The organism is Marinomonas sp. KMM3893 (assembly GCF_004352855.1).
Classification (GTDB): Bacteria; Pseudomonadota; Gammaproteobacteria; order Pseudomonadales; family Marinomonadaceae; genus Marinomonas; species Marinomonas arenicola.
This window is the reverse complement of the sequence record NZ_SJSC01000009.1, coordinates 1-24839: the sequence shown is the minus strand read 5'-3', so window position 1 is coordinate 24839 and position 24839 is coordinate 1. Positions and strand designations below refer to the sequence as shown.

The following is a 24839-nucleotide window of genomic DNA, read 5'->3' as shown; positions in this document are numbered from 1 at the left end:
AAAGTCCCTTATTTAGGGGTAAATTGAGCAAGGTTAAGGGGATGAGAATGTCCTAACCAACTAATACCTTGTGTGTGGTCCACATAGTCATCTCCCGTTAGTGGGTGCAAAAAGACATCCAAAGACTGACGATGAAACATCAACCAGGGGACTATTTTTGAAAAGGTTTCCACGGCAAAGGACAATTGGCAACTCCACAATGGATGAGGGCCAACTGGCTTTTGATGGAAGCGGCCAACTTTAATATCAAACAATTCTGCCGCTTGTTGTGCAACTTTCTTTGCGATTTCTGTACCAACTTCATCTTTGAAATAAAGATGTGCATGAAACGCCTTAATACTTTTTTCTGACAAATGAGTAGGCATAATTACATTCCTAATGATTCATATAACACAGTAGCCGCCCTAATTTCATCAGGATAGCGACCTAAGTCGTAGAGGATTGTTAGGTTAGCTATGATACATTGGTTTGCTATTAACAATAATGATAAGTCGAAGGAAAGGTAATTCAATCGATGACGGTTTTTTGGGTTTTATTGGCCATTCTTTATATTTTAGGCTTGTTTTGGATCGCGATATGGGGCGATAAAGAAAGCCCTATTGCTAAGAAACTGACTCGCCATCCTGTCGTCTACAGCCTTTCATTGGCGATCTATTGTACCGCTTGGACGTTTTATGGCGCAATCGGCGAAGCCTCTCGCTCTGGCTGGAACTACTTACCGGTTTTATTAGGCCCTATCTTACTGTATCTGTTCGCCTTTCCCTTTATTCGTAAGATGATCTTGGTCAGTCGAAAGCAAAACATCACCTCCATCGCAGACTTTATTTCATCTCGTTATGGCAAGCGCCCAATGACTGCCCCCTTGGTCATTTTAATTGCCATGCTGGCCATTATTCCGTATATCGCTCTGCAACTAAAGGCCATTGGTTCCAACTTTGCTTTGTTTGTTAATCAAGAAGAGTCCTCGGCCAACTTGGTGGTTTTTATTGCCACCATTCTTATTGGCGTTTTTGCCATGTTGTTTGGCACGCGCAAAGTCGAAGTAACAGAGTACCGTTCAGGAATGATGCTCGCCATTGGCGCTGAGTCACTGTTTAAGTTGATCGCTATTGTCGCGGTGGGCATTGTTGCCATCATCATGATGAAGCATTCTGCACCCAGCTGGAGAGCCCTTTCTATCGACTTTAGCGCTTGGCATACAGACCAATTACTGTCTTTTTCTTTTATCATGCAAACGCTTATGTCGGCCGCCGCGGTTATCTGCCTGCCACGGCAATTTCACGTCACTGTGGTAGACCATCAAGACAACCGCCAATCAAGCATGGCACGATTGCTGTTTCCTCTCTATTTATTGATATTTGCCCTTATCATTCCGCCTTTGGCGATTGCTGGACAAAGTTTATTTTCCAGTGATATCAACGCCGACACCTACGTCATTCAGTTCGCACTCGCGTCGGATAACTTAGCACTGCAAATGCTGATTTTTCTGGGTGGCATGTCCGCTACTACAGCCATGATTATCATTTCCACGTTTGCATTAAGCATCATGATTAGCAACGATGTCATCCTACCTTTGATGTTGGCACGAGCTAACGCACAGCAGCAAGGTCTGCCGATTTATCGCCGCCGTATTTTGATTATTCGCCGTTTTGCGATGGCCGGAATTTTGATGCTGTCGTTCCTTTATTATCAGAAAATGGCGAACAGCGAATCACTGGCCGGAACCGGATTAGTCGCCTTCTCTTTGGTTCTCCAGCTGTTGCCAGCGGTACTTGGCGGACTCTATTGGAAGCGAGGCCACGCCTATGGCGTTTATACCGGCTTAACGTTAGGCTTTTTATGCTGGATTTTATTACTCATGCTGCCGCTTACCGGCAATATGAACTGGGCATTAGACAATCCTGAGTCACGCTCTAATTTACTGAGCTATGGCGCTTTTATCAGTTTAATTGCCAATATCATAGGCTATATTGGAGGTTCTGTTTTGTCCTCTGAACGCCTCATAGACCGCATACAAGCAACCGCTTTCGTCAGCCCTACAGCCGAATTGGAAAAGCGCTTTTTTAAACCCAAAAGCAAAGCTTTAAACAGCGACTTATTTGTTTTATTAGAAACCTTTTTAGGAGCCCAAAAAAGTCAGCGCGTTTTACAGACATTCGAGCACGATTACACCCAAAACCTGTCTCCTAATGCGGCGCCGAATCGATTGTTTATCGACTATTGCGAACGTATTCTTGGTGGCGTACTAGGCGGCTCATCCGCACGTACCATCATCAACTCTATCTTGGTCGATAAGCAGATCAAGGTCGAAGAGATGGTGACTTATCTCGATGAAACCACCCAAGCCATTCAATTCAGCCAAAACTTATTGTTCGTTTCCATGGACAATTTAGACCAAGGCATCAGCGTGGTAGACAAAGATCTGCACATGGTGGCTTGGAATAAAACCTATCTATCTCTTTACCCCTACCCCGAAGGCATGTTGAAAATTGGCCTTCCGGTTGAAGCTTTAATTCGTTACAACGCGGAACGCGGTGAATGTGGTGTCGGCGATATTGAAGAGTTAGTGAATCGTCGTTTAGATTACCTTCGTAAAGGCTCCGGCCATCGTTTTTTACGCCGCAGAGCCAGTGGCCGCGTGATTGAGATGGTGGGGAATCCCCTACCTGATGGCGGCTTTGTCACCAGTTTCACGGATGTCACAGAACACATCGAAAGCCAGCAAGCCCTTAAAGAAGCCAACATCGATTTGGAAAAACGTGTCGAAGCTCGTACGGTGGAAGTACAAGGTATTAACCAAGAGCTGATGGCTGAAATTTCTCGGCGTAATATCGCAGAGCAAGCGCTTATTAAAGCGAAAGCGGAAGCAGAGCATGCAAACGCCTCAAAAACAGAGTTTCTCGCTCTCGCCAGCCACGACATACTGCAACCATTAAATGCAGCAAAACTCTATATGGGCGTGCTTCAGTCGAGCCATTTAGCGCCTGAGTCAGGTGAAATCGTGGGAAAATTATCAGACGCGTTAGAATCCACTGAATCACTGATTTCAACTCTGCTCGAAATTGCCCGTCTTGACCAAGGGGCGATTAAACCCAGATTATCCGACTGTCATTTAGCGGACCTGCTCGCCCCGATTGTGGCAGAGTTTGGGGTTATAGCAGAAGACAAATCACTCACCCTTTCCACCCATATTTTACCGCTTCAAGTACACAGCGACCCCATTTATCTGCGCCGCATTATTCAAAACTTTGTCTCAAATGCCGTTAAATATACGACAAAAGGACATATATTACTGAGTACTCGTCGACGAAAAGACCACGCGCTGTTGCAAGTTTGGGACACGGGAATCGGCATTCCAGAATCCGAACAACAAAAAATATTCGATGATTTTTATCGCTGGGAAAACACCGCAGAGCAAGGTATGGGACTTGGATTAGGCCTGGTAAGACGATTGCAAAACCAGCTGGGGCTGGAAACACAGACACGCTCGGTACCAGGCAAAGGAAGTTGCTTTGGCATTCTTATTCCATTGGCAAAACAGCAGCAAGACAATGAAAATAAAAAACCATTAGGCGCTCCCAAAGTACAGAGCCATACCGCCACCTGTTCTGTCTGGTGTATTGATGACGATAAAAATAACCTCGCTGCCATGCGAACCTTATTAACCCATTGGCAATGTGAATGCCGTACGTTTGAAAGTATCGAAGATGCAAAACAAGCGGAAGGCGAAGCAGAGTTATTGCTTGTCGATTATCAATTAAATCAAGACCAAGACGGCCTTTCACTGATCGCAGCCTTGCGCCAAAAAGCCAACAAAGACATTCCAGCAGTTTTAATCACAGCATTGCAAGAAGCAGACCTTATCGAACGCTGCAAACAAAGTAATGTGCTTTATATGGCAAAACCTGCCAAGCCCGCTAAATTAAGAGCCCTTATTCAACACATCCATAAACAAAGAGAGGGAGCATAATAAATTATGCTCCCTCTCTTAAAATCTACGCCTTAGCATCCCTTTAACATAATGCATCAGGAAACAAAGGCGCCGTGTTATTCCTCAGTAGTTTGTCTTCGTGCACCGTTTCTAATTAGATAAGGTAGTTAATTAGGTAAGGTTAAGCCAACGCCAGTCAACACAATACTACTGACAGTGTCTCCTATGCGCTTTAAATCCTCTTCGACTAACGCTTCTTTGTTGGTCAAAGCCAATATTTGCGCCTCAAAATCGGCATAATGCTGTGTTGTCGCCCAAATCATAAAAATGAGGCTGGTTGGGTCTATAGAGCGCATTTTGCCGGCATCAATCCAGCCTTGAATCACCTCAACACGAGACGTCAGCCAGGGCACCAAATCTTCTTTCAAATAGTCGCCAATGTGCAAGGCGCCACCAATTACTTCCATCGCAAAAATACGCGAAGAGCGAGGATTGGTGAAACTCAATGCTAATTTTTCTCGAATGAAAGCATCTAATACAACGGCAGGATCATCATCAATGGTTGCCTGATCAAACAAATCATTCCAATCCATTAGGATTTGATTCAGCACTTGTTTGTATAGATTCGCTTTCGATTGAAAATAGTAAACAATATTAGGTTTTGGGAGATTTGCACGGTCGGCGATATGCTGCAAACTGGCGCCACTGTATCCTTTAAGGCCAAACTCAACCTCGGCAGCCTCTAAAATCCGAGTAAAGATTTCTTCTCGATTACTTTGGCGCTTGCTCATTATTTGATTACATCCTTATCATACAATCAATATCTGTAAACTATCGCTTACTTAAAAGGGGAAACGAATATTATGCACAATGGGAGACGCTGAGGCGAGAAGCGAATTTATATTCAAGCAATAAATTCACTGAGGTTATATCAAAGAAATCCAGTAATACAGCTTAGTAATACAACAAGGCTAAGTTGTTTAATAAACACCCTGAACAAGCCAGATCTATGCCGGATTATTAGGGAGCCCGAACAAGCGTTTTGTCTTTCAGCGGCATAAAAAAATACGACACCAAAAAGCTTGCTCGCGTCCAACTCTGATATAACAAGCCACAAACCCTATTTGGGTTTGTTGCTCAGCGATACCATCCCTAGAAAAAAGACACTTAAGCTTCAGACAAAAGCGCTTTCAAGTCATCTGCTGAAGACAATTTCCCTTCGTCTTCAATATTTGGAAAGACAGCAATAGTAATTTTATCCATGGCTAAGCTTGGCAACCATTCCGTCATAAAAGAAGCCATTTCAACCGCAACAGGCTCGCAATCATCCCAGTCATCAACCGCCCACTGGCTTGCAAACTCTGCATCAGGCCAAACCATGACACAATCGCCTTCGTCGGTTTCAACCATCACAAAGCCTTCTTCGTTGCTCAAACTCCATACGGTTTGAGTTTCTTTTACTTTTTCAACAAAGTAGGCTAAACGCTCACTATCTGGTGCAATCAATAATTGGACGCGCTCATCCATAGACAATTCAGTAGTCATATATGTTCTCTCGTTTGTCGTCGCTAAAGTACGATCATGTTATCTAGAAATAGCCAACTTCGTCTTCGGTTAACGCTCTAAACTCACCTGGAGCCAGCGCGCTATCTAATACTAGATCACCAATTTGGTCTCGATGCAGCGTGACTACTTTATTGCCAACCGCCGCCAGCATGCGCTTCACTTGATGATATTTACCTTCTTGAATGGTTAAGTATATTTCTTTATCCGAAATACGCTCCGCTACCGCAGGCAAAGTAAGTTGGGACTCGCCATTGAGCAATACCCCTTTTTCAAGCTGCTCCAGAGCGGCATCATCAATGCTATCGACTAGCGTCATTTGATAACGTTTACTGCACGCTTTTTTAGGAGAAGTAATTCGGTGTAGCCATTGTCCATCGGTGGTTAATAGCAATAATCCTGTGGTGTCTTTATCCAAGCGTCCAACCACTTTTAAGCTTTGGCCAAGGTGAGAAGGCAATAAGTCCACCACGATTGGGTGCTCGGCATCTTCGGTTGCACAAACATAACCTGCAGGTTTATGAAGCAAATAGTAGCCTTCAGATGGCCATGCTAGGCGTTCATCATCTAAACAGATAACGTCTGTTTCTTGTACCGTATAATTTGCTTTCTTAATGATCTCGCCATTCACTGTGACACGGCCTTTTGATGCCGCTATTTTTGATGCCTTGCGAGCAAGGTCTGTCACATGGGATAAATAAAAATCTAGTCTCAAAGGGGGATTCGCCTGTGCCTAATCGATCAATTTAAGAGAAAACTTCGTGAGTTAACTCTATTTCTTTAAAGAAAAAAGTGGAATTGTGTAACGCACCATTGGCACTTCGTGTGTAATTTGGCACTTCACCAAACGGTGTAAAACCTAATTTAACATACATGTCATGGGCGATATCATCGCTTCTTACTTCTAATATTAACAGCTGTCTTTGCATCGAGGCAGCAACACGCTCAACGCCCTGCATTAAAATGCTACCAAGGCCATTTTCTCGAGCCTCTGTGTGTACCATTAATTTTTCCACATCACAGCGGTGCAATGCATTGGCCTTCGGAGACATGGCTATCTGTACACTGCCAACAATTTTGTCTTCTTCTCGAACCAATAACACCTGCCGAGAATTGACCTGTAATTCTTCATTGATTGACAGCCAATAAGCTTTCGCTTCCGGCTCACTCAGTGGTGGTAAGAAGCCAATAGGAGCACCTGAGTCAACCGCATCACAAAGCAATTCAACTAGGTCATTCAGGTAAGGGTTGAGGTCATCTACTTTGAGTAGCTCCAAACCGTGTATCCTTCTTTAATCTATAAGTCGCTATGATACCTGAGCCTGTCGGCATTAGAAATGGCGTTACATCAAGCGAATGCACTGCTTTCCAAAAAATACGGCGACCATAGGCCGCCGTATTTTTTAACACTGTAATTTGATTAGATATTGCCCATGTAACGTCCAGGCTTATGGTTGACTGCCAGAATGATATTCAATGCAATGGCGCCGATAATTGAGATCGCAATCAAGTAGATGTCCACCACAAAAATAGACAAGGTCACTATGGTGCAATCCACGGCCATCTGAAATTTACCAAACGAGATACCATACTTTTCCGCGATGTAGCGTGCCAAAATATTGATACCACCTAAACTGGCGTTGTGTCTGAATAACATCAAAAAGCCCACGCCCATCAGAAAACCACCAGCCAATGCCGCATAAATGGGCTCAATGCTGTTTAACGAAATAAACCTGGGAGTCAGATCGGAAAAAAGCGAAACACAAAACACAGCGGAAAACGTTTTAAGCGTAAATTCCCACCCCATGTATTTCATCGCTAATAGATAAAACGGTATATTGACTAAAAAGAAGGCTTCACCAAAAGTCAGTGAGGTTGTGTATTGCAGTAGAAATGCCATGCCAGCGGTACCACCGGTCAACAACCCCGCTTGAGTGAAAAAATTCACCCCTAAGGCAATAATAAGGGTACCAATAACAAGCGCCTGAATATCTTCTATTCGAGTATGGCGTTTAGGTATTGTTGCACTAGTAGACATAAGTTTCTCTTCAAATTAGACATTAAAATTCGCATAACGGATAAGCAAATTTTAGAGAAACACAGCCCGAAGACCAACTGTTGAGCCATACTCTGTTTTTACTCTTTTCTAAAAAGTGTCTTTTTTTCTGTACACTTATTTGACGCTACTCTGCCCTTCAATAACCGCAGCCGAAGGACGATGAGCACAAATAGACGCGACTACTTTGCCGACCACTCGCCTTGATGACACCCAACCAATGCGTTCAGACTGCATACTTTGGTTGTTTTCTCCGCCTAGCCAAAGTTGTCCATCTGGGGCTATGTGGAGTACTTTTTTAAGAATAAGTCCGTATAAGGCATGATCCACAACAACAAGATGCCCTACTTTTAACGTCGTGTAAAAGCGGCTTGTAAAAACAAAGTCGCCATCATAAAGCCGTGGCACCATGCTGTTGCCCAGCACTTTAATTAAACGAAACATAAAGCGTCCCCGTGTAAACATTGATCAAATAAACGCAGGCCTGCGCAATCACTATCAAAGGCATGTGCCTGCGAGCTATTTAAGGTTTTAAATTAGGGTAAACCGTTTCTAATGCTGGCGGATAAGGGCAAGGCGCTCGGTAAGTACTCACTCCTTTTGTTAGCCAGAAAGCTTCAGCAAATCGATTTATTTTTTCTACCAAGGCTTCACTGTCAGAGCGGTCGATTCCTTGCTTGCACTTAGAGGCTTGCATCATGATATCGTGAACCATGGTGTGCACATCCGGTACTTGTTCAAACTGCGCTGCCTTAAAATAATCTCCCCAAATGGTTCGAATTTCTTCTTTTACATCGCTACAGGTTTTTTCTTTTTCCTGCACTAAGCGTGAAATTTTCGCCACATCAGAGACGGACAAACTGGTGCCATCACCGACTTCATGAATCAGGTCAATCATACGAACACAACTCAATGCCGCCAACAAAGCACCAGATGGGTCGTAAATTTTACAAGGAATATCGCAATGCGCCTGAGCTTGTTTAAAATGAACCATTTTATCTAACAGGTTAATCATCTGATGCATCATGGTGAACACGTCCTTTCTGTCTGTTTTTTCGTCGCATAAAAAATTGCTTGTAATACACACCGGCAAAGAGCAAAAGACCCACAAAGACAAACGCTAGATTATGAACAGTAAACCAAGAAGCGCATTCGTTTGCTTGAGCAAAAGAACGTCCACTGACAACACTTGCGAACAGAACCCAGCATGCTATGACTGTCTTTTTTTTCATCCTCTATCAACCCTAGTGATGTACAACCGCTGTTGAATACGATACCGCATGCGTAATAGCCTGCATCAATACCTTGCTTTGTTCCTTCAAGTTCGCACTATGGCTTTGACTAAAAAGATCCCATTCGAAACGTATGTGAGTCGCGGTACGCATAATCAAATCACGCTGTTCACACTCTAAATCAGGGCGAATCAAAATAGCTTGTAAGAAATTAGCGGCGTTTTCATACTGTAAATTAGCCGAAATAAAATCTCCCAACGCAACAAATGCTTCGGCGATATTTAAATGGCTAACCACAGCAGCGGATACATACGATTCTGGGTCCTGATAAAAACCACGATCGAAGTCACTTTCAACTTGTGTCAGCGCCTCTCGGTTCAGATCTACCGCATCAGAAAAAGCATGTTTGAAATAGGCTTGATTGGCTTCTCTTGTTAACTTTTCCCAGTACTGCATAGTCATCTCCACTTCGGTTGATTTTCATAGTCATGAATGTCGAAAAACAAAGTAACGAGAATCATTATCATTAAAAAACTATAATAAATCCAGCGATATTGAGAATAAATCTCATTTGATTTAGTTTTTTACAAAAGGAAGGTCAATAAACACAAGACGATGATCTGAAGTATCCGTGAGCAAGGACGCTGCTTTATGCTTTTTTGCAGGCCAAAATACAGCCTGGTAGGAGGGAGAGAGTGTGTGGCTGACTCGTACGTAATCCGCTTGCATTCGCCAAACAGCGGTATGGTGTTTAGCGATGTTTTTATCGAGCTTAGCACTATGAGCAATGGCTCCGATGCTGTCAGGAAAAGCACATTGTGCCATTCTGGGGTGTTGTAATAAGCTCTTGATCGCTTGTTGGTAAGCGTCCCCTTCCACTGGTGAAGCGTTCAAATCCCCCAGTAAAACAAAGTCCTCTTGGTCTAACCCTCCTCGCCTTCCTTGATCATCGTAAAAGTAAGGCTCAGCGGATAAATAATCGCTCCAAAAACGAATTTCATCGTGATTACGGCAGGCATTGCGCCTTTCTGGACCGTCAAACACTGGTGGCGTTGGATGTGAACACAAGCATCTAAGACGCCTGCCCCCAATATTAATGGCCACATCCCAATGAGACTTTGAAGACAAAGGCAATACCGCAAGGTCCGCTGAATCAAACCAAGCATCACCTTGAGCATTTTTGGGCAAACAAGGATTAGGCATGTCCTTCCAAAGGAAGGATTGAAAGGTCCGTGACGAAGCGCTATCAATCGGGAAACGCGACAATAACACCATGCCATACTGGCCTGGAAACAGGCCAAAACCTAAGGCGTCACTCCCCTGATCAGAGGCCATTCCGTCTTTGTCAAAATCACGTCCTGAAGGCTCCCCGCTATTAACAGGTTGGCAATATGCGTAAGGGTAATCCAAAGCCGCATTATTTGCTGGTTGACGAAGAGCTTGCTGTAATAAGGCAACGACTCGACCACTTGGGTCAAAGTCTACCTCGTTCAGTAAAATGATATCTGCTCGGATATGCTGCAACAGCGCCACCGTGGCTAACACTTGTTTATCACGACCAGACTCTAGAGCAGCCAATAAATCGCCTCTATTAGGTCGACTTAATGCGGTATTGTAGCTCGCAATGCGAACTACCACTCAATGCCTGCTTGTGCTTTTACACCATTCGCAAACGCATGGCGCTCATTCGCCACCTTGCTGTGGGTATCCACACTGTCCAATAATGCTCTAGGGGCCGTTCTACCTGTCATCATGACATTTTGGTGAGCTGGACGCGCCGCCAATGCTGCCAGCAAGTCTGCTTCATCGAGATGGCCGTATTTATACATATAGGTAATTTCATCCAGCAGTACAAAATGAATATCTGGATTAGACAATACTTGTTTTGCCAATTCCCAAGCTTGCTCAGCCGCGTGCTTTTCTAATTCTGGGTTACGGGTTTCCCAGCTAAAGCCATGCCCCATAACGTGAAAATCCACACCAGGATGCTCGCCAAAGAAAAGTTGCTCCCCGGTCGCCTTACGGCCTTTTATAAACTGGATGACAGCACATTTATGGCCATGTCCTAACGCTCTTGCCATGGTGCCAAAGGCACTAGAACTTTTGCCTTTGCCTGTACCGGTTAACAAAATGGTGACGCCACGCTCTTCTGTCGCGGCGGCGATACGCTGATCAACCACAGCCTTTTTCTTTAATAAGCGCGCTTCTTGTTTTGCATCAAGTTCTGTCATGAATTATCTCTTCTTATATAGTAGCCAACTGGGGTAATACAGGCCTTTATGAATAGCAAACAACCTGAGTATAAAGATCAGAGCGACGGCGTAAATCGAGTTATATTCATGAGAAGGTATGTTTTTTTGAAGAAGCACTAACAGCACGGCTCCGATAAAGGCTGGAGTCGCATAAAACTCACGCCCCAATACCATTGGCGGTCGATTGCTCAGCACATCACGAATAATACCGCCAGCCACACCAGTAGTGACCCCCATGGTAATCGCTATGGTTGGTGAAAACCCTAATGTCAGCACTCGCTCTGTGGCAACAACAGTAAACAAGGCTAAGCCAAACGCATCAGCGTAATGAAACACCCTTTGTCTGTCATCGATAATGCGCACCGCAAAAAAAGCAAACAAAGAAGATAAAAATGCCACCCAAAGATAAGAGGTGTCTTTCACCCAATACACGCTTTCTACCCCTAATATGGTGTCTCGAATCGTGCCTCCTCCCAATGAGGTAACCATGCCTAAAAGGACAATGCTAAAAAGATCCATGTCTCGCTTTCCAGACGAGATCACGCCAGTAATCGCAAACGCAGCAATGCCTATCATGCCTAAAATATATAACAGCATAGTGTAATTTTTCTCTGTTCAAATCACGTTCTATTGGATGAAATTAGACGACCCAATCACCAGCGCCGAGACGCTTCAAGGAAATATAATCATCTTGAATATACAGTTCTGTCACACTCATAAAGCCCACATCAATGCGATGCGCTTGCGCTAATGGCCACTGACACAGCAAACTAACCAGCACTTTAATCACCCCGGCATGCGTAACAAGGATTAAGTGTTCGGCAGCGCCTTCTCTCACCGACAACCACCACGTCCACACTCGATCCGCTAATGCTTGAAGTGACTCTCCTTGATAAGGCGTAGCATGAAGGATGTCCTCAAACCACGATTCTATCGACTCTCTGGGGATACTTTGCCATAAGGTATTTTCCCAACAACCAAAATCCAACTCTTGAAGAGCGTCTTTGGCTTGAGATTGACCCTGACTGATAAACACACCAAGTTTGGCAGCTCGCTCTAATGGGCTATGAAAAAAAGTCGCGTCATCTTGCTGTATGCGCTGATCAAGGTGTTGTTTTAGCTTTTCGGCATGAACCGGCCAGCCTTTACAAAGCGGTACATCCGTTTGCCCATAACAAAGCCCTTTTTCGACATCCGGCTGAGGATGTCGAACCAAATACAGCTTCATGCTAAGGCATCCATAAAGCACAACAGCAATAACACTTCGCTTATCTGCTCTACCGCCCCCAATGCGTCACCATTATAGCCATCGATGCGTTTTCTTAGGTAGCGTCGTGCGCCAAACGTAAACAACGCCAATACAAGCACTGCTTTAATGAGGTAGGAAAAGTCTAATAACAGGAGCAATACACAAGGCAGTAAGGCCACGCCCCATTGTGGCGCGTCTAACCTTGCGATCATGCTAGAGGCTTTACTGCCACCAGCGGACACATACTCCATCGTATTCATAACCACCAAAGGCGTAATACGAGATACGCTATGCACCGCAATCCACGCGATCAATGCAGAACCATAATGAGCGCTATTAGAGGCAAAGCTTAGTAGTATCTGAGTCAGCAACAACCATTTCAGCATCAGGGCAAACCAAATCGACAAGGCGGCATAACTGCCAATCCTAGAGTCTTTCATGATCTTCAAGCGTTGTTCTTTATCCCAACCGCCGACCAGACCATCACAAGCGTCCATCAGACCATCTTCATGGAAGCCGCCAGTCAGCAATACCGCGGTTAGCAACATAAAAATAGCTTGAATAGTCGCAGGCAAGCCTTCAAACCATAATGGCCAAGCACTCAATAGCGCAACAACAATGCCGACCCAAGGTAAAAAGCACACCGCTGGGGTGTGCTTTATCGTGTCGTCCCAATCCACCGTTAGCGGAATCCGAGTATAAGTAACAAGGCTGCGTTTGAAGCCTTGCCAATGAGGGTTAAATATTGTCACCGTCACTCACACCTGCGCTTTCAAAACTCGCCATAGTATTTAAAAATACCGCCGCGCTTTGAATTAAAGGATAAGACAGAATCGCACCTGAGCCTTCCCCTAAACGTAAATCCAACGACAAGATAGGGTCCGCGTTTAAGTGTGCTAATAAAAGTTTGTGCGCTTTTTCATTCGATTGATGAGCAAAAATCGCGTATTCACTCACATTAGGAGCCACTTTTTGGGCAAACAACAAGGCGACCGAGCAAATAAAGCCATCGACCACAAACGCCGTTTTACGCTGTGCTGATTGCAACATAGCGCCAGCCAAAGCAAGGATTTCAAAACCACCGACCTGCTCTGCCAATGTCTGCGCATTCCACTGTGCCACAGGTTGCCCCGTGTGCGCCTCTGCACGTTGTAATGAGGCAGCGATCACCCGTGCTTTTCTGGACACTCCAGAGGCGTCCAGTCCTGTACCACGACCTGCACTCTCTAGCGGGTCAATGCCCATTAGCGCACTCATCATGCAAGAGGAAACACAAGTGTTCCCAATGCCCATTTCGCCGAACATCAGTAGATTAACGCCGTCATTAATCGCTGTATCTACTTCACTAACACCGGCTTGAATCGCTTGTGACAGGGCTTGTGTTGTCATCGCGGGTTCTTGGCTAAAGTCATTTGAACCCAAGGCTACTTTGCGTTTGCTCAATAGCGGATGATCTTCTAATGTCGCATTAACACCCACATCCACCACTTGCAGCGGCACATTGTGCTGTGCGCAAAAGACGCTCACAGCAGCCCCTCCATGCAAAAAGTTCATCACCATTTGTGGTGTAACTTCCTGAGGAAACAAACTGACACCCTGAGCCACAACACCATGGTCTGCAGCAAACACAATCATCTTGGGTTTAGAAACATCTATATGAAGTGTTCCCTGAATACGACCAAGCTGGTACGCCAATGTTTCTAGCGTACCTAAAGCACCTAACGGTTTGGTTTTATTGTCAATTTTATGCTGCAGTGCGTCGTCTAATGCCGCCGACGGGGCTTGAATTGAAAAGCATTCAAACACCACGATACTCCTTAACCCTGTGCTTTTTGAGCGCGCTGACGCACTACTTCATACAAACAAACACCGGTCGCAACCGAGACATTTAAGCTTGAAACCACACCTGACATGGGTAATTTCACTAAATAGTCGCACTGTTCACGAGTTAAACGGCGCATACCTTCACCTTCAGCGCCCATTACAATGGCCGTCGGAATGGTAAAATCTTGCTCATAAACCGTTTGCGTCGCTTCACCAGCCGTACCAAATATCCAAACGCCTTGGTCTTGTAGCTTCTTCATAGTACGCGCTAAGTTCGTTACCGCGTAAACAGGGATGCTTTCAGCCGCACCACACGCCACTTTACTCACTGTCGCATTCAATGGCGCTGAGTTATCTTTTGGCATCACGACCGCATGGGCACCAGCGGCGTCTGCGCTGCGCAAACACGCACCTAAATTATGTGGGTCAGTCACCCCATCCAAAATAATAATCAGCGGTGTTTCATCCAACCCTTCCACTAAGGTATGTAAATCACCTTCGTTACCGGCTTTGGTCATGGTGGTATAAGCCACCACACCTTGGTGAACAGCACGCTCTTTATTCTTAGTAAAGAGCTGGTCCAATTCACGACGCGCGACTAGGCTATAACGCACTTTATTCGTTTTGCAAAGCTGCACTAGACGCTGTGTTTTTTTGTCATCACGACCTTCCTGAAAGCGCACTTCTTTAACGCGTTCAGGTTGCTGTGATAAGGCATTTTCTACGGCGTGAATACCGTAAATCCATTCTAAATCTGACATTATGACGTTTTTACTCTAATCGGATAAATCAATTAATCGCGAGCGCGAGGCTTAGCGTTATTTTTTTTCGCTTTTTTGGGCTTCTTCGCTTTTTTAGCTGCAGAAGCCGGTTTGGCTTTCGCCGCACTTTGAGCGCTTTTCTTTTGACGAATGATCTTGCCTTTAGAAGGCCCACGGCGTTTTTTTGCCTTAGGTTTTTCTCCCTCTTTCGCGTCTTTACCGGCTTTTTCTACTTTGTCACCTTGAGTGGCACTTGGTGCTGCTTTTTTAGGTTTCACACGGCCGCCCAACTCAATAGGAGGCAGTTGCGCCAATTGCATTTCAAGCTCACTGGTTTCACTACGCACTACTTTTTTACGCGGACGCGATTGTGTCTCATCCAAGCTCAAGTCAATTTTGCGCTGTTCCAAGTTCACATTGGCCACTTTCACTTTTAGGCGATCGCCCAAGCGGAAGACTCGACCACTTCTTTCACCAATAATCGCTTGATGCTCTAGATCATGAACAAAATAATCTTGTCCCAATCCAGAAATATGGATCAAACCATCCACGAACAACCCTTGTAGCTCAACAAACAAGCCGAACGAGGTTACTGCGGTCACAACACCATCGAACGGTTCGCCTAAATGTTGCTCTACGTACTGACATTTCAACCAAGCTTCTACGTCGCGAGTCGCTTCATCTGCTCGACGTTCTGTAATCGAACAAGAATCCCCTAAAGCATCCATGTCGGCTTGATCGTAGCCGTAAATTTTACGCTCTTTCAAGGTTGGGCTACCGGTCACTCGGTGCGCCTGACGCACCACGGGACGACCTTCACCTCGAATCAAATAACGAATCGCACGATGCACTAACAAATCTGGGTAACGACGAATCGGCGAAGTAAAGTGTGTATAAGCTTCGTAGTTCAAGCCAAAGTGACCAAGATTATCCGCTTGGTACACAGCTTGAGACATAGAACGCAACAACATCACTTGTATGCTACGCGCGTCGGCACGGTCTTTAATCTGTTCTGCTAACACCGCGTAATCACTTGGTGTTGGTTTCAATCCGCCGGTCAGTTCAAGACCTAGCAAACCAAGGTAAGAACGCAGCGTTAATAAGCGATCTTCTTTTGGCCCTTCGTGGACACGGAATAAGGCAGGTAAATCCGCCTTAATCAATAATTCTGCTGCCGCCACGTTGGCGCACAACATGCATTCTTCAATCAATTTGTGCGCATCGTTGCGCTCTACTGGAACAATTTGATCGATCTTAGAATGTTGATCAAATACCATACGCGTTTCGACGGTATCAAATTCCATCGCACCACGTTCATCACGAGCGTCTTTTAATACATGGTAAAGACCATTTAGCGCATCAATATGCGACACGATCGGCGCATAACGGTCACGCAATGCCAAGCCATCTTCTTCCGGCTCTGGCGCAATCATCTTCGCGACCTTGGTATAAGTAAGGCGAGCGTGAGATCGAATCAAGCCTTCATAAAACTTAAAGCCTCTCATTTTACCTTTGCTGGTAAGAGACACTTCTGCCACCATCGCCAAACGGTCAACGTCTGGGTTTAATGAACACAATCCGTTCGATAATACTTCTGGCAGCATAGGCACAACGCGCCCTGGGAAATACACTGAGTTACCACGAACAATGGCTTCTTCATCAAGCGCCGTGTCTTTTTTCACATAATGGGACACATCTGCAATGGCGACAAATAACTTCCAGCCGCCCGCGGTTTTTTCACAATAGACAGCGTCGTCAAAGTCGCGCGCGTCTTCACCATCAATAGTTACAAACGGCGTATCACGTAAATCCACACGATATTGCTTGTCTTCTTCAGCGACTTCGGAGGTGAAGTTTTGAACTTGTTTTTCAACCGCTTTCGGCCATTCGTTGGGGATTTCATAGCGATGAATAGCCACATCAATCTCAAGACCTGGCGCCATGAAGTCACCAAGAATTTTCTTAATAACCCCTCTTGCTGGCTTGCCGCGCTCGGCATACGAAACAATTTCTGTTAATACGTATTGACCATGAGTCGGTGTTAATGCGGAATCTTTGCTAATCAAGATGTCTTGAGAAATACGTGGATTTTCAGGTGTCACAAAAGAAGTGCGGCTTTCTTCGTAATAACGACCAACTAACTGGCTGTGCTTACGCTCAATAACCTCTACCACTACTCCGTCTAAACGGCCTTTCACACTGCGTCCAGATAGGCGAGCTTTCACTTTATCGCCATCCATAACATTTTGCATTTGACGCGCAGAGAGGAAGATATCGTCGTCACTTTGGCGCAACAAAAAGCCATGGCCTTCTTTATTGCCTTGGACAAAACCTTCAATCAGGTCACTTTCTAAAATAGGGGTGTATTGTTCTTCTTGGTTGCTCGTTAGTTGATGATCACGGCACATGGCGATCAAACGGCGTCGTAACGCTTCTATTTCATCTTCGCCAGTCAAAGCGAACTCTTTGCATAGCGCTAAATGGCCTAAGCTAACATTCTTAGACGCAAGGAACTCCAATATGAATTCACGGCTTGGTACGGGATTATCGTACTTAGAAGCTTCTCGTTGTTTATGGGGATCGTTTATATTTTTATTACTCAATGTATATTTATCCTTGGATGATGCAATAAGCTGCACTCTGTAGAAATGGTCGAGCTTTAACAGCTTATTGTTCAGAACATTTTCGACGTCTCGCCCTATTTGTATGAAGCAAAACGCTGACGGGTCTAATTTGTTGTCATTATAGAGCATTATCACTCAATACTCTTTAGCTGAAAGCGACCCGTCATACAAACAAGCCTTCACCACGCTGCTGTCTTTTGTAATTCCACAACAAAACAGAGGATAGAAGCTCCCACAGACCGCTTATAGCAAATGAACATGAAACTTTTTTGACTGATTTTCGTTTTTTTTATAACTTTTTGATCATATTTCCAGCAGAAACAGCAAACACATCAAATAATTCGATAGGTTTTCTTTGAAAATCTACTGTCTATGACGAACCAAATGCATCTCAGCCATCACTTTGGTGGAAATTTCTTCCACAGAGAGTTTTGTGGAATTCAAAAAAGGAATCCGCTCTTGGCGATATAATGACTCCACTTCCTCTAACTCGTAGCGGCATTGTCGAGGCGAGGCGTACTTGCTGGCCGCCATTCTCCCCGTGCGAATCTCGTGTAACCTATCAGGATCAATGGTCAAACCGAAGAGTTTTTTCTTATGTGCTTTTAGCGCTTTAGGTAAGCCTGGGGAAGCAAAGTCATCTTCTGTAATCGGGTAATTTGCTGCCTTAATGCCGTATTGCATGGCTAAATACAAACTGGTCGGCGTTTTACCGGACCGTGAAACCCCCAATAGAATGATATCTGCCTGATCGAAATTTTTGATAGATACGCCATCATCATTCGCCAATGCATAGTTAATGGCGTCTATTCGTCCATCATAGACCCCCTCTTTCATACCATGTGCCTTTTGAGCCGTTGGTTGCGCTGGCACACCTAAAGCCTTTTCAATGGGTAACAAGAGATCTCCAAATAGGTTATAGCAATGGCAATCGCATGACTGAATCACATCGCGAATCGCAATGTCCGAGATGGTGTAGAAAACCAACGGAGGCTCACCTGATTTCACATCTAAATTAATCTGTTGTTTTAACCCATTTGCCTGATCCATTGTCGTTAAAAACGGCACGCTTTGGGTTTCAACCGCCACATCAAAAAATGACAACATAGCGGAACCAAATACCTCAGCCGTGATCGCTGTACCATCTGAAACAAAATACACTTTCATCATTTTTTTCTCATTTTGTTGTTATGTAACAACATTTAATTTTTCAATTGAAATAAAACTACATCGAATAATCGATTTTATTCCATGTCCCTGCGCTACATACAATGACCCCAGACACACTGCTTTGACAAGTCTTCGCAGACTTACTTAAGTCCAGAAGTCGTTATAACAAAGAAGAACATCAGGTAACTATTTGGGAGTCCCGTGTGAGCAATTTTATTAAGTGGTTCAAAGATCTTCGCTTGGAAGACGTCGCTGATGTCGGCGGTAAAAACGCCTCATTAGGAGAAATGATCTCTAATTTGACAGACCTTGGCATTCAAGTGCCAAACGGCTTTGCCACCACATCTTATGCTTACCAAAGCTTTCTAGAAGAAAGTGGATTAGACGCTAAGATTCACCAAATACTAGACAGCCTAGACATTGATGACGTTCATGCTCTAGCAGAAGCGGGTGTGAAAATCCGCCAATGGGTAGAGGAAACACCTTTCTCAGCAGAGTTTGACGCTGAAATCGAACAGGCATTTAAAGTATTGTGTGACGACAATGCTGACGATACCTCTTTCGCAGTGCGCTCTTCTGCAACGGCTGAAGACCTACCTGACGCCTCTTTTGCAGGACAACAAGAAACTTACCTGAACGTGAAAGGCTTAGCAGATATTAAAGCCTCTATTAAACGCGTGTTTGCTTCTTTATATAACGACCGAGCCATCTCCTACCGAGTACACCAAGGGTTTGAACATAAAGGCGTGGCCTTGTCTGCCGGCATTCAAAAAATGGTACGCAGTGATATAGGCGCCTCTGGGGTGTTATTCACGTTAGACACAGAATCTGGCTTCGATGAAGTTGTCTTTATTACCGCGGCATACGGTCTGGGCGAAATGGTGGTCCAAGGCACAGTAAACCCTGATGAATACTATGTTCACAAATCCACACTGGCGGCTAAGCGACCAGCCGTGGTACGTAAGTCATTAGGCTCTAAAGCCCAAAAAATGGAATACGCCGAAGCCGGCAGTGATGAATTCGTCAATATCGTGCCTGTTGCCCTAGACGATCAAAACCGCTTCGCATTAAGCAACGAAGAAATCGAAGACCTGGCTCGTCAAGCATGCATCATTGAGCAACATTACGAGCGCCCAATGGACATCGAGTGGGCAAAAGACGGCATCGATGGAAAAATCTACATTGTACAAGCACGACCAGAAACCGTACGCAGTCAAGCAAATGCTCAAAGTATGGAACGTTTCTCACTGAAAGAAACCTCTCCTGTGCTGATCACTGGACGTGCTATCGGCCATAAAATTGGCAGTGGCGAAGTCAAAGTACTCTCTTCTATTACTGAAATGGATCGTATCCAACCTGGCGATATATTAGTCACGGACATTACTGACCCAGATTGGGAGCCTATCATGAAACGAGCCTCTGCGATTGTCACCAATCGTGGTGGTCGTACTTGCCACGCCGCTATCATTGCGCGTGAATTAGGCATTCCTGCTGTGGTTGGCTGTGGTGATGCGACAGACGTACTTAAAGATGGCCAGAAAGTCACCGTATCGTGTGCACAAGGTGACATGGGATTTGTCTACCAAGACGAACTGAACTTTGAAGTTATCACATCTGAAGTCGGCAACATGCCAGACCTTCCTGTAAAAGTAATGATGAATGTTGGTAACCCTAACCGCGCCTTCGACTTCGCGATGCTGCCTAATGCAGGCATTGGCTTAGCTCGCTTAGAGTTCATCATTAACCGCATGATTGGTATTCACCCGAAAGCCTTGTTGAATTACGCAGACATGACGGCATCGATAAAAGAAGAGATTGATCACCGCATTGCAGGCTACCAAGGTCCAGTTGAATTTTACGTTGATAAACTGGTTGAAGGGGTGGCGACTCTTGCCTGCTCTTTCTCTCAAAAACCAGTCATTGTTCGTCTGTCGGACTTTAAATCTAACGAATACCACAATTTAGTTGGTGGCCCTTTATTCGAACCAGATGAAGAAAATCCAATGCTTGGGTTCCGTGGCGCAGCGCGCTACATTGACGACTCATTCCGCGACTGTTTTGCTTTGGAATGTGAAGCAATCCGTCGAGTACGTAACGATATGGGATTAACCAACGTACAAATTATGATTCCTTTTGTTCGTACCCTAGAAGAAGCTCAGCAGGTAACAGAGTTACTCGCAGAACAAGGCCTAGAGCGCGGTAAGAATGGCCTTAAAGTCATTATGATGTGTGAACTACCTTCTAATGCCTTATTGGCCGATGAGTTCTTGGAATTCTTCGATGGTTTCTCAATTGGCTCCAACGATTTAACCCAGCTGACATTGGGTCTAGACCGAGATTCTGGTCTCATCGCGGATAAATTTGATGAACGAAATCCAGCAGTGAAAAAACTGCTAAAAATGGCGATATCCGCTTGTCGAGAAAAAGGCAAATACGTAGGGATTTGTGGCCAAGGCCCATCAGACCATGCGGATTTTGCTGACTGGCTTGTTGAGCAAGGGATTGAGAGCGTTTCCCTTAATCCTGATACCGTCATTGAAACCTGGCTGCATCTTAATGAAGTATTAGAGAATACTGCATTGAGTCAGAATGCCGTTTAGTCACGGCAAGTAACGTTATTGTAACGTCACTCTCTAGTTTTATAGCCCTGCTTTGCAGGGCTTTTTTTTAACCTAAAAGCGAACCTTAGGCCGTTACTTTGTTGCCTATATAAAATAACAGAACCTTCGTGGCCTAATAAGACGACAACACTGCCCCTCTTTATATACTCTAACCAAGCACTACTCATATTAATCCGTGTGAGACACTCCCACAAAAAGAAGTTCGAATGCAGAATCGTATATTAGCCGTCGCTTAAACAAAAAAACGCCTGATGAATATCATCAGGCGTTATTAATAACGTTTAAATTGTCAGTCTATAACACAAGCCCACAGACATTTATTTAGCAGCAAGGGCTCGTGCTCGATTTCTTCTACAAATTAAAACAAGTTCAATCGCAGAAATCAGAATCAAAGTATAACCAAGCGTTTCTGTGCCTTCTTCAACGATGTCTTTCACGACTCGCATGTAGTGATCACCCATTACGGATGTCCAGAATGAATTGCGCCCCATCATTCTCGAAAAAGCCAATACAATAACAACACCGGACAAACAAGTTCCGTAACACGCCGTCTCCGAGTAGGCCTTTAAAGAAGCGTAAATTGTAGAGAATTTGCCCCACAGAAAGATGAACACGGACACTAAAATAAAACAAACAATCGTTTGCCAAGCACCGTCATAGACATATCGATCTAACAGAGCATCTGACTCTCGAACAAACATCATCGCCAATAAGGCCGCCAATAAAGTCCCTGCTATTTTTAGCTTAGGATCAATACGAGAAGCGTATAGAAAGAGCATACAGCTTAAAAACGTCATCACATCTTGCATATGCTCAGTCAAGGTATGCTCGCTATAAGCGGCCAATGTTTTAAACTTATATCCCTCTAGACCAATGAGGTAGCCCACTCCAGCCAAGGAAATTAGATATATAAAAGCGCGCACTAAAAACATAAAAAAAGCCTGCTGCATTAATTTCGCAGGATAATAACCAAAAACAACGATAAAGACGATGCATCCAGATGAATTACTAAAATATTCCCTTATTCATTAGAGTTTAATAACACTACCCCTTGAATTGAGATAATAAAAAGAATTATTTCAATTCGGATCTCGATAATTTTCCATTAGCTCATCTTGCATTGTTTCCACATGCTCTGCGACCTCATCCGGTGAAGAGAAGTGTGCGATGTGGTACATGGCATCGCCTTCCTGTACTAATGGGATGTTTTGCTTACCAATAATAATACCGCCATTTTTGCAAACAACATCATCCAATACTTCCCCATAAGGGTCTTTAATTTGAGCCAAAAGATCCCCGCTTTCAACCAAATCACCAAGCTCTTTGATATGAGTCGTAAAACCACTGTCAGTGGCTCTAACCCAGCTGCTGCTACGAGCAATTCTGGGTTCAGAAAGAGATTTTTTACTACGTGCTTTAGGCAACATACCCAGGTGGCGCATGACCCCAACTGTGCCTTTAACGCCAGCTCGTATCGACAGCTCATCAAACCTAAGTGCTTCACCTGCCTCATATAAAATGACTTTAGCACCAACATCATTAGCGCATTCTCTTAATGAGCCATCCCTAAGGTTTGAGTTTAAAATCACAGGAACACCAAACGCAGTAGCGATATCCAACGTCTCTTGGTCATCTAAATTCGCGCGTATTTGAGGTAGATTACTACGATGCAAACTTCCAGTGTGTAAATCTATTCCGTAATCCGCCTTTGATACTATTTCACTCAAAAAGCGATCGGCTACTCTACCGGCTAAAGAACCTCGCTTTGATCCTGGAAAAGAGCGATTTAAATCTCGTCTATCCGGCAAATAACGACTTTGATTTAATACGCCATAACCATTTACCACAGGAACAGCAATAAAAGTCCCTCTAATCCGATCCATATATTTACTTTGAATTAATCGGCTAATGATTTCAATTCCATTTAATTCATCGCCATGAATCGCAGCGCTAATAAAGATCGTTGGACCAGAACGCTTTCCTCTTTTTACAAACACTGGCATCGACATGTTCGTATCAGTATATAGTTTAACGATCGGCAATTTAATTTTAGCGGTTTCACCCGGTGCAATAGAAATGCCGTCGATGGTTAAAATAGCGTCGTTCATTAACCTCTACCTTTGGTTTTAGTATTGCCGCTAATTGCAGACTTCTCAATGTGATTGATGATCATAGCCGCCACATCTTTGTTGGTCGCTGACTCTATGCCCTCAAGACCTGGAGACGAGTTCACCTCCATAATCAATGGGCCGTCATTAGAGCGAAGAATATCAACGCCACACATATTCAACCCCATCACTTTAGCGGCCTCAACAGCGGTCCTACGCTCTTCTGGGGAAAGTTTTACCAAAGACGCAGTGCCACCACGATGAAGGTTTGATCGAAATTCGCCTTCAGCGCCCTGACGCTTCATAGCGGCAATAACCTTACCACCAACAACCAAACAGCGAATATCGGCACCACCGGCTTCCTTGATGTATTCTTGCACCAAAATATTAGCCTTTAGCCCCATGAAAGCTTCAATAATCGACTCCGCAGTTTTATTCGACTCTGCCAATACCACACCAATACCCTGCGTCCCTTCTAGAAGCTTAATCACAACTGGCGCACCCCCAACGTTCTTAAGCAAGTCACCTATTTTATCTGGGTGATGAGCAAAGCCTGTCTTCGGCAAACCCAAGCCCTTACGAGACATTAGCTGCAAAGAGCGCAGTTTGTCGCGGGAACGGCTAATGGCAACAGACTCATTGATACTATAAGTCCCCATCATCTCAAATTGGCGCACGACCGCGGTACCGTAAAATGTAACCGACGCGCCGATACGAGGAATAACGGCATCGTACTTAGGCAAAGGCTTACCGTCATAGCGAACCGATGGATTGTTACTGGAGATATCCATATAACAGTGCATGGTATCGATCACATCCACCTCGTGACCGAGTTTTTCACCCGCCTCAACAAGACGTCGAGTAGAATAAAGGTTGGGATTACGAGATAGAATAGCAATTTTCATGGGTGTTCCTTGAACAAAAAAAGAAGCTTTGAACGAAAGTCTTCTTATAAAAATAGGCTTATAACACGTGCGCGAGAATAGTTAATAAGCTGATGCTAGGGAAGCAATATTTTTCGAAAGATACAAATATTCACAACACAAACCCACCACCTCTTTCAGTGCCTATAGCAACGCTTTCGAGCGAATGAATTAGCCTTCAATGAACCTAAAGCTTAGCGTATAACGCAATACTCGCCTTGCTAAATACAGAAGAAATTGGCTGCTAATATAAAATAGAGCTACGTGCTGCTATCTCAATCACCTACCCCCCTACTGCACTGCCTTAGTGTTGGTGAGCGACACGGTTGCAACTGGTCAGAACCCTTAAACATCAAGAGATGTGGTTGTTTGAACGCGGTGCTACTTTTTAAGGGGTCTGACCCTGCGCAATCAGTGTAGAGGTTCTTGTTTTTCCGTATCTTTAGAGAGCCGCTGACGCGTCGAGCTTGGCTCTTTAGAAAGTAATGGCGCAAGCAAATGGAAGAACAAGAAATTCTGTTTAAA

23 protein-coding genes are annotated in these 24839 nt (G+C 44.5%); 2 read left to right on the top strand and 21 right to left on the bottom strand.

Annotated elements, in window-relative coordinates; all coding sequences use genetic code 11:
• Positions 1 to 8 precede the first annotated feature (8 nt).
• Positions 9 to 365, bottom strand: coding sequence for a DOPA 4,5-dioxygenase family protein (locus E0D71_RS16510; protein WP_133004421.1), 357 nt, complete (start codon positions 363 to 365; stop codon positions 9 to 11).
• 149 nt (positions 366 to 514) lie between these two features.
• Between E0D71_RS16510 and E0D71_RS16505 the strand changes: the two genes are divergently transcribed.
• Entirely contained in the window at positions 515 to 3970 is a 3456-nt protein-coding gene (locus E0D71_RS16505) for a PAS domain-containing hybrid sensor histidine kinase/response regulator (RefSeq protein ID WP_133004420.1), read from the top strand.
• 128 nt (positions 3971 to 4098) lie between these two features.
• Here the strand turns inward: E0D71_RS16505 and E0D71_RS16500 are convergent, their stop codons facing one another.
• The 17 genes from E0D71_RS16500 to E0D71_RS16420 form a co-directional block, all read right to left on the bottom strand.
• Positions 4099 to 4722 carry a TetR/AcrR family transcriptional regulator gene (locus E0D71_RS16500; RefSeq protein WP_133004419.1) on the bottom strand — a complete coding sequence of 208 codons (624 nt, stop codon included), beginning with the start codon at positions 4720 to 4722 and terminating at the stop codon, positions 4099 to 4101.
• Between the two features lie 376 nt (positions 4723 to 5098).
• Positions 5099 to 5476, bottom strand: a complete 378-nt coding sequence (locus E0D71_RS16495; RefSeq protein ID WP_133004418.1) for a DUF2750 domain-containing protein — start codon at positions 5474 to 5476, stop codon at positions 5099 to 5101.
• Positions 5477 to 5519: 43 nt separating this feature from the next.
• The gene (locus tag E0D71_RS16490; protein WP_133004417.1) at positions 5520 to 6209 is read right to left on the bottom strand and encodes a 16S rRNA pseudouridine(516) synthase; all 690 of its coding nucleotides are present in this window, start codon (positions 6207 to 6209) and stop codon (positions 5520 to 5522) included.
• A gap of 31 nt (positions 6210 to 6240) precedes the next feature.
• On the bottom strand, positions 6241 to 6771 hold the full coding sequence (locus E0D71_RS16485) for a GNAT family N-acetyltransferase (RefSeq protein ID WP_133004416.1): 531 nt from the start codon (positions 6769 to 6771) through the stop codon (positions 6241 to 6243).
• 143 nt (positions 6772 to 6914) lie between these two features.
• Entirely contained in the window at positions 6915 to 7532 is a 618-nt protein-coding gene (locus E0D71_RS16480; protein ID WP_133004415.1) for a YitT family protein, read from the bottom strand.
• 135 nt (positions 7533 to 7667) lie between these two features.
• Positions 7668 to 7994, bottom strand: coding sequence for a S24/S26 family peptidase (locus E0D71_RS16475; protein WP_133004414.1), 327 nt, complete (start codon positions 7992 to 7994; stop codon positions 7668 to 7670).
• Between the two features lie 79 nt (positions 7995 to 8073).
• Positions 8074 to 8577, bottom strand: a complete 504-nt coding sequence (gene sodN / locus E0D71_RS16470; protein ID WP_133004413.1) for a superoxide dismutase, Ni — start codon at positions 8575 to 8577, stop codon at positions 8074 to 8076.
• Positions 8578 to 8794: 217 nt separating this feature from the next.
• Entirely contained in the window at positions 8795 to 9238 is a 444-nt protein-coding gene (locus E0D71_RS16465; protein WP_133004412.1) for a tetratricopeptide repeat protein, read from the bottom strand.
• 120 nt (positions 9239 to 9358) lie between these two features.
• The gene (locus tag E0D71_RS16460; RefSeq protein WP_133004411.1) at positions 9359 to 10420 is read right to left on the bottom strand and encodes an endonuclease/exonuclease/phosphatase family protein; all 1062 of its coding nucleotides are present in this window, start codon (positions 10418 to 10420) and stop codon (positions 9359 to 9361) included.
• The gene (gene cobO, locus E0D71_RS16455; RefSeq protein WP_133004410.1) at positions 10414 to 11013 is read right to left on the bottom strand and encodes a cob(I)yrinic acid a,c-diamide adenosyltransferase; all 600 of its coding nucleotides are present in this window, start codon (positions 11011 to 11013) and stop codon (positions 10414 to 10416) included. The genes E0D71_RS16460 and cobO overlap by 7 nt, the downstream gene beginning before the upstream one ends.
• 3 nt (positions 11014 to 11016) lie before the next feature.
• Positions 11017 to 11631, bottom strand: coding sequence for a trimeric intracellular cation channel family protein (locus E0D71_RS16450; RefSeq protein ID WP_133004409.1), 615 nt, complete (start codon positions 11629 to 11631; stop codon positions 11017 to 11019).
• A 43-nt stretch (positions 11632 to 11674) separates the two neighbouring features.
• A complete protein-coding gene (locus E0D71_RS16445; RefSeq protein ID WP_133004408.1) occupies positions 11675 to 12262 on the bottom strand; it encodes a histidine phosphatase family protein in 588 nt (195 codons plus the stop codon).
• Positions 12259 to 13035, bottom strand: a complete 777-nt coding sequence (locus E0D71_RS16440) for an adenosylcobinamide-GDP ribazoletransferase (protein ID WP_243712068.1) — start codon at positions 13033 to 13035, stop codon at positions 12259 to 12261. The genes E0D71_RS16445 and E0D71_RS16440 overlap by 4 nt, the downstream gene beginning before the upstream one ends.
• On the bottom strand, positions 13022 to 14089 hold the full coding sequence (gene cobT, locus E0D71_RS16435; protein ID WP_133004406.1) for a nicotinate-nucleotide--dimethylbenzimidazole phosphoribosyltransferase: 1068 nt from the start codon (positions 14087 to 14089) through the stop codon (positions 13022 to 13024). The genes E0D71_RS16440 and cobT overlap by 14 nt, the downstream gene beginning before the upstream one ends.
• 11 nt (positions 14090 to 14100) lie before the next feature.
• Positions 14101 to 14868: a 23S rRNA (guanosine(2251)-2'-O)-methyltransferase RlmB gene (gene rlmB, locus E0D71_RS16430; protein ID WP_133004405.1), complete on the bottom strand. Its 768-nt coding sequence runs from the start codon at positions 14866 to 14868 to the stop codon at positions 14101 to 14103.
• A 32-nt stretch (positions 14869 to 14900) separates the two neighbouring features.
• Positions 14901 to 17471 (bottom strand): ribonuclease R, encoded by a 2571-nt coding sequence (rnr, locus tag E0D71_RS16425; RefSeq protein WP_243712067.1) that lies wholly within the window; start codon positions 17469 to 17471, stop codon positions 14901 to 14903.
• A 384-nt stretch (positions 17472 to 17855) separates the two neighbouring features.
• Entirely contained in the window at positions 17856 to 18662 is an 807-nt protein-coding gene (locus tag E0D71_RS16420; protein WP_279433451.1) for a kinase/pyrophosphorylase, read from the bottom strand.
• A gap of 203 nt (positions 18663 to 18865) precedes the next feature.
• Between E0D71_RS16420 and ppsA the strand changes: the two genes are divergently transcribed.
• Entirely contained in the window at positions 18866 to 21262 is a 2397-nt protein-coding gene (gene ppsA / locus E0D71_RS16415; protein WP_133004404.1) for a phosphoenolpyruvate synthase, read from the top strand.
• 338 nt (positions 21263 to 21600) lie between these two features.
• Here the strand turns inward: ppsA and E0D71_RS16410 are convergent, their stop codons facing one another.
• The 3 genes from E0D71_RS16410 to rimK all read right to left on the bottom strand — a co-directional run bounded on the left by E0D71_RS16410 (position 21601) and on the right by rimK (position 24296).
• Positions 21601 to 22215 (bottom strand): hypothetical protein, encoded by a 615-nt coding sequence (locus E0D71_RS16410; RefSeq protein ID WP_133004403.1) that lies wholly within the window; start codon positions 22213 to 22215, stop codon positions 21601 to 21603.
• A 147-nt stretch (positions 22216 to 22362) separates the two neighbouring features.
• Complete coding sequence (locus E0D71_RS16405; protein ID WP_133004402.1) at positions 22363 to 23391, bottom strand: succinylglutamate desuccinylase/aspartoacylase family protein; 1029 nt, start codon at positions 23389 to 23391, stop codon at positions 22363 to 22365.
• On the bottom strand, positions 23391 to 24296 hold the full coding sequence (rimK, locus tag E0D71_RS16400) for a 30S ribosomal protein S6--L-glutamate ligase (protein ID WP_133004401.1): 906 nt from the start codon (positions 24294 to 24296) through the stop codon (positions 23391 to 23393). Before rimK ends, E0D71_RS16405 begins: the two co-directional genes overlap by 1 nt.
• Between the last annotated feature and the right edge of the window lie 543 nt (positions 24297 to 24839).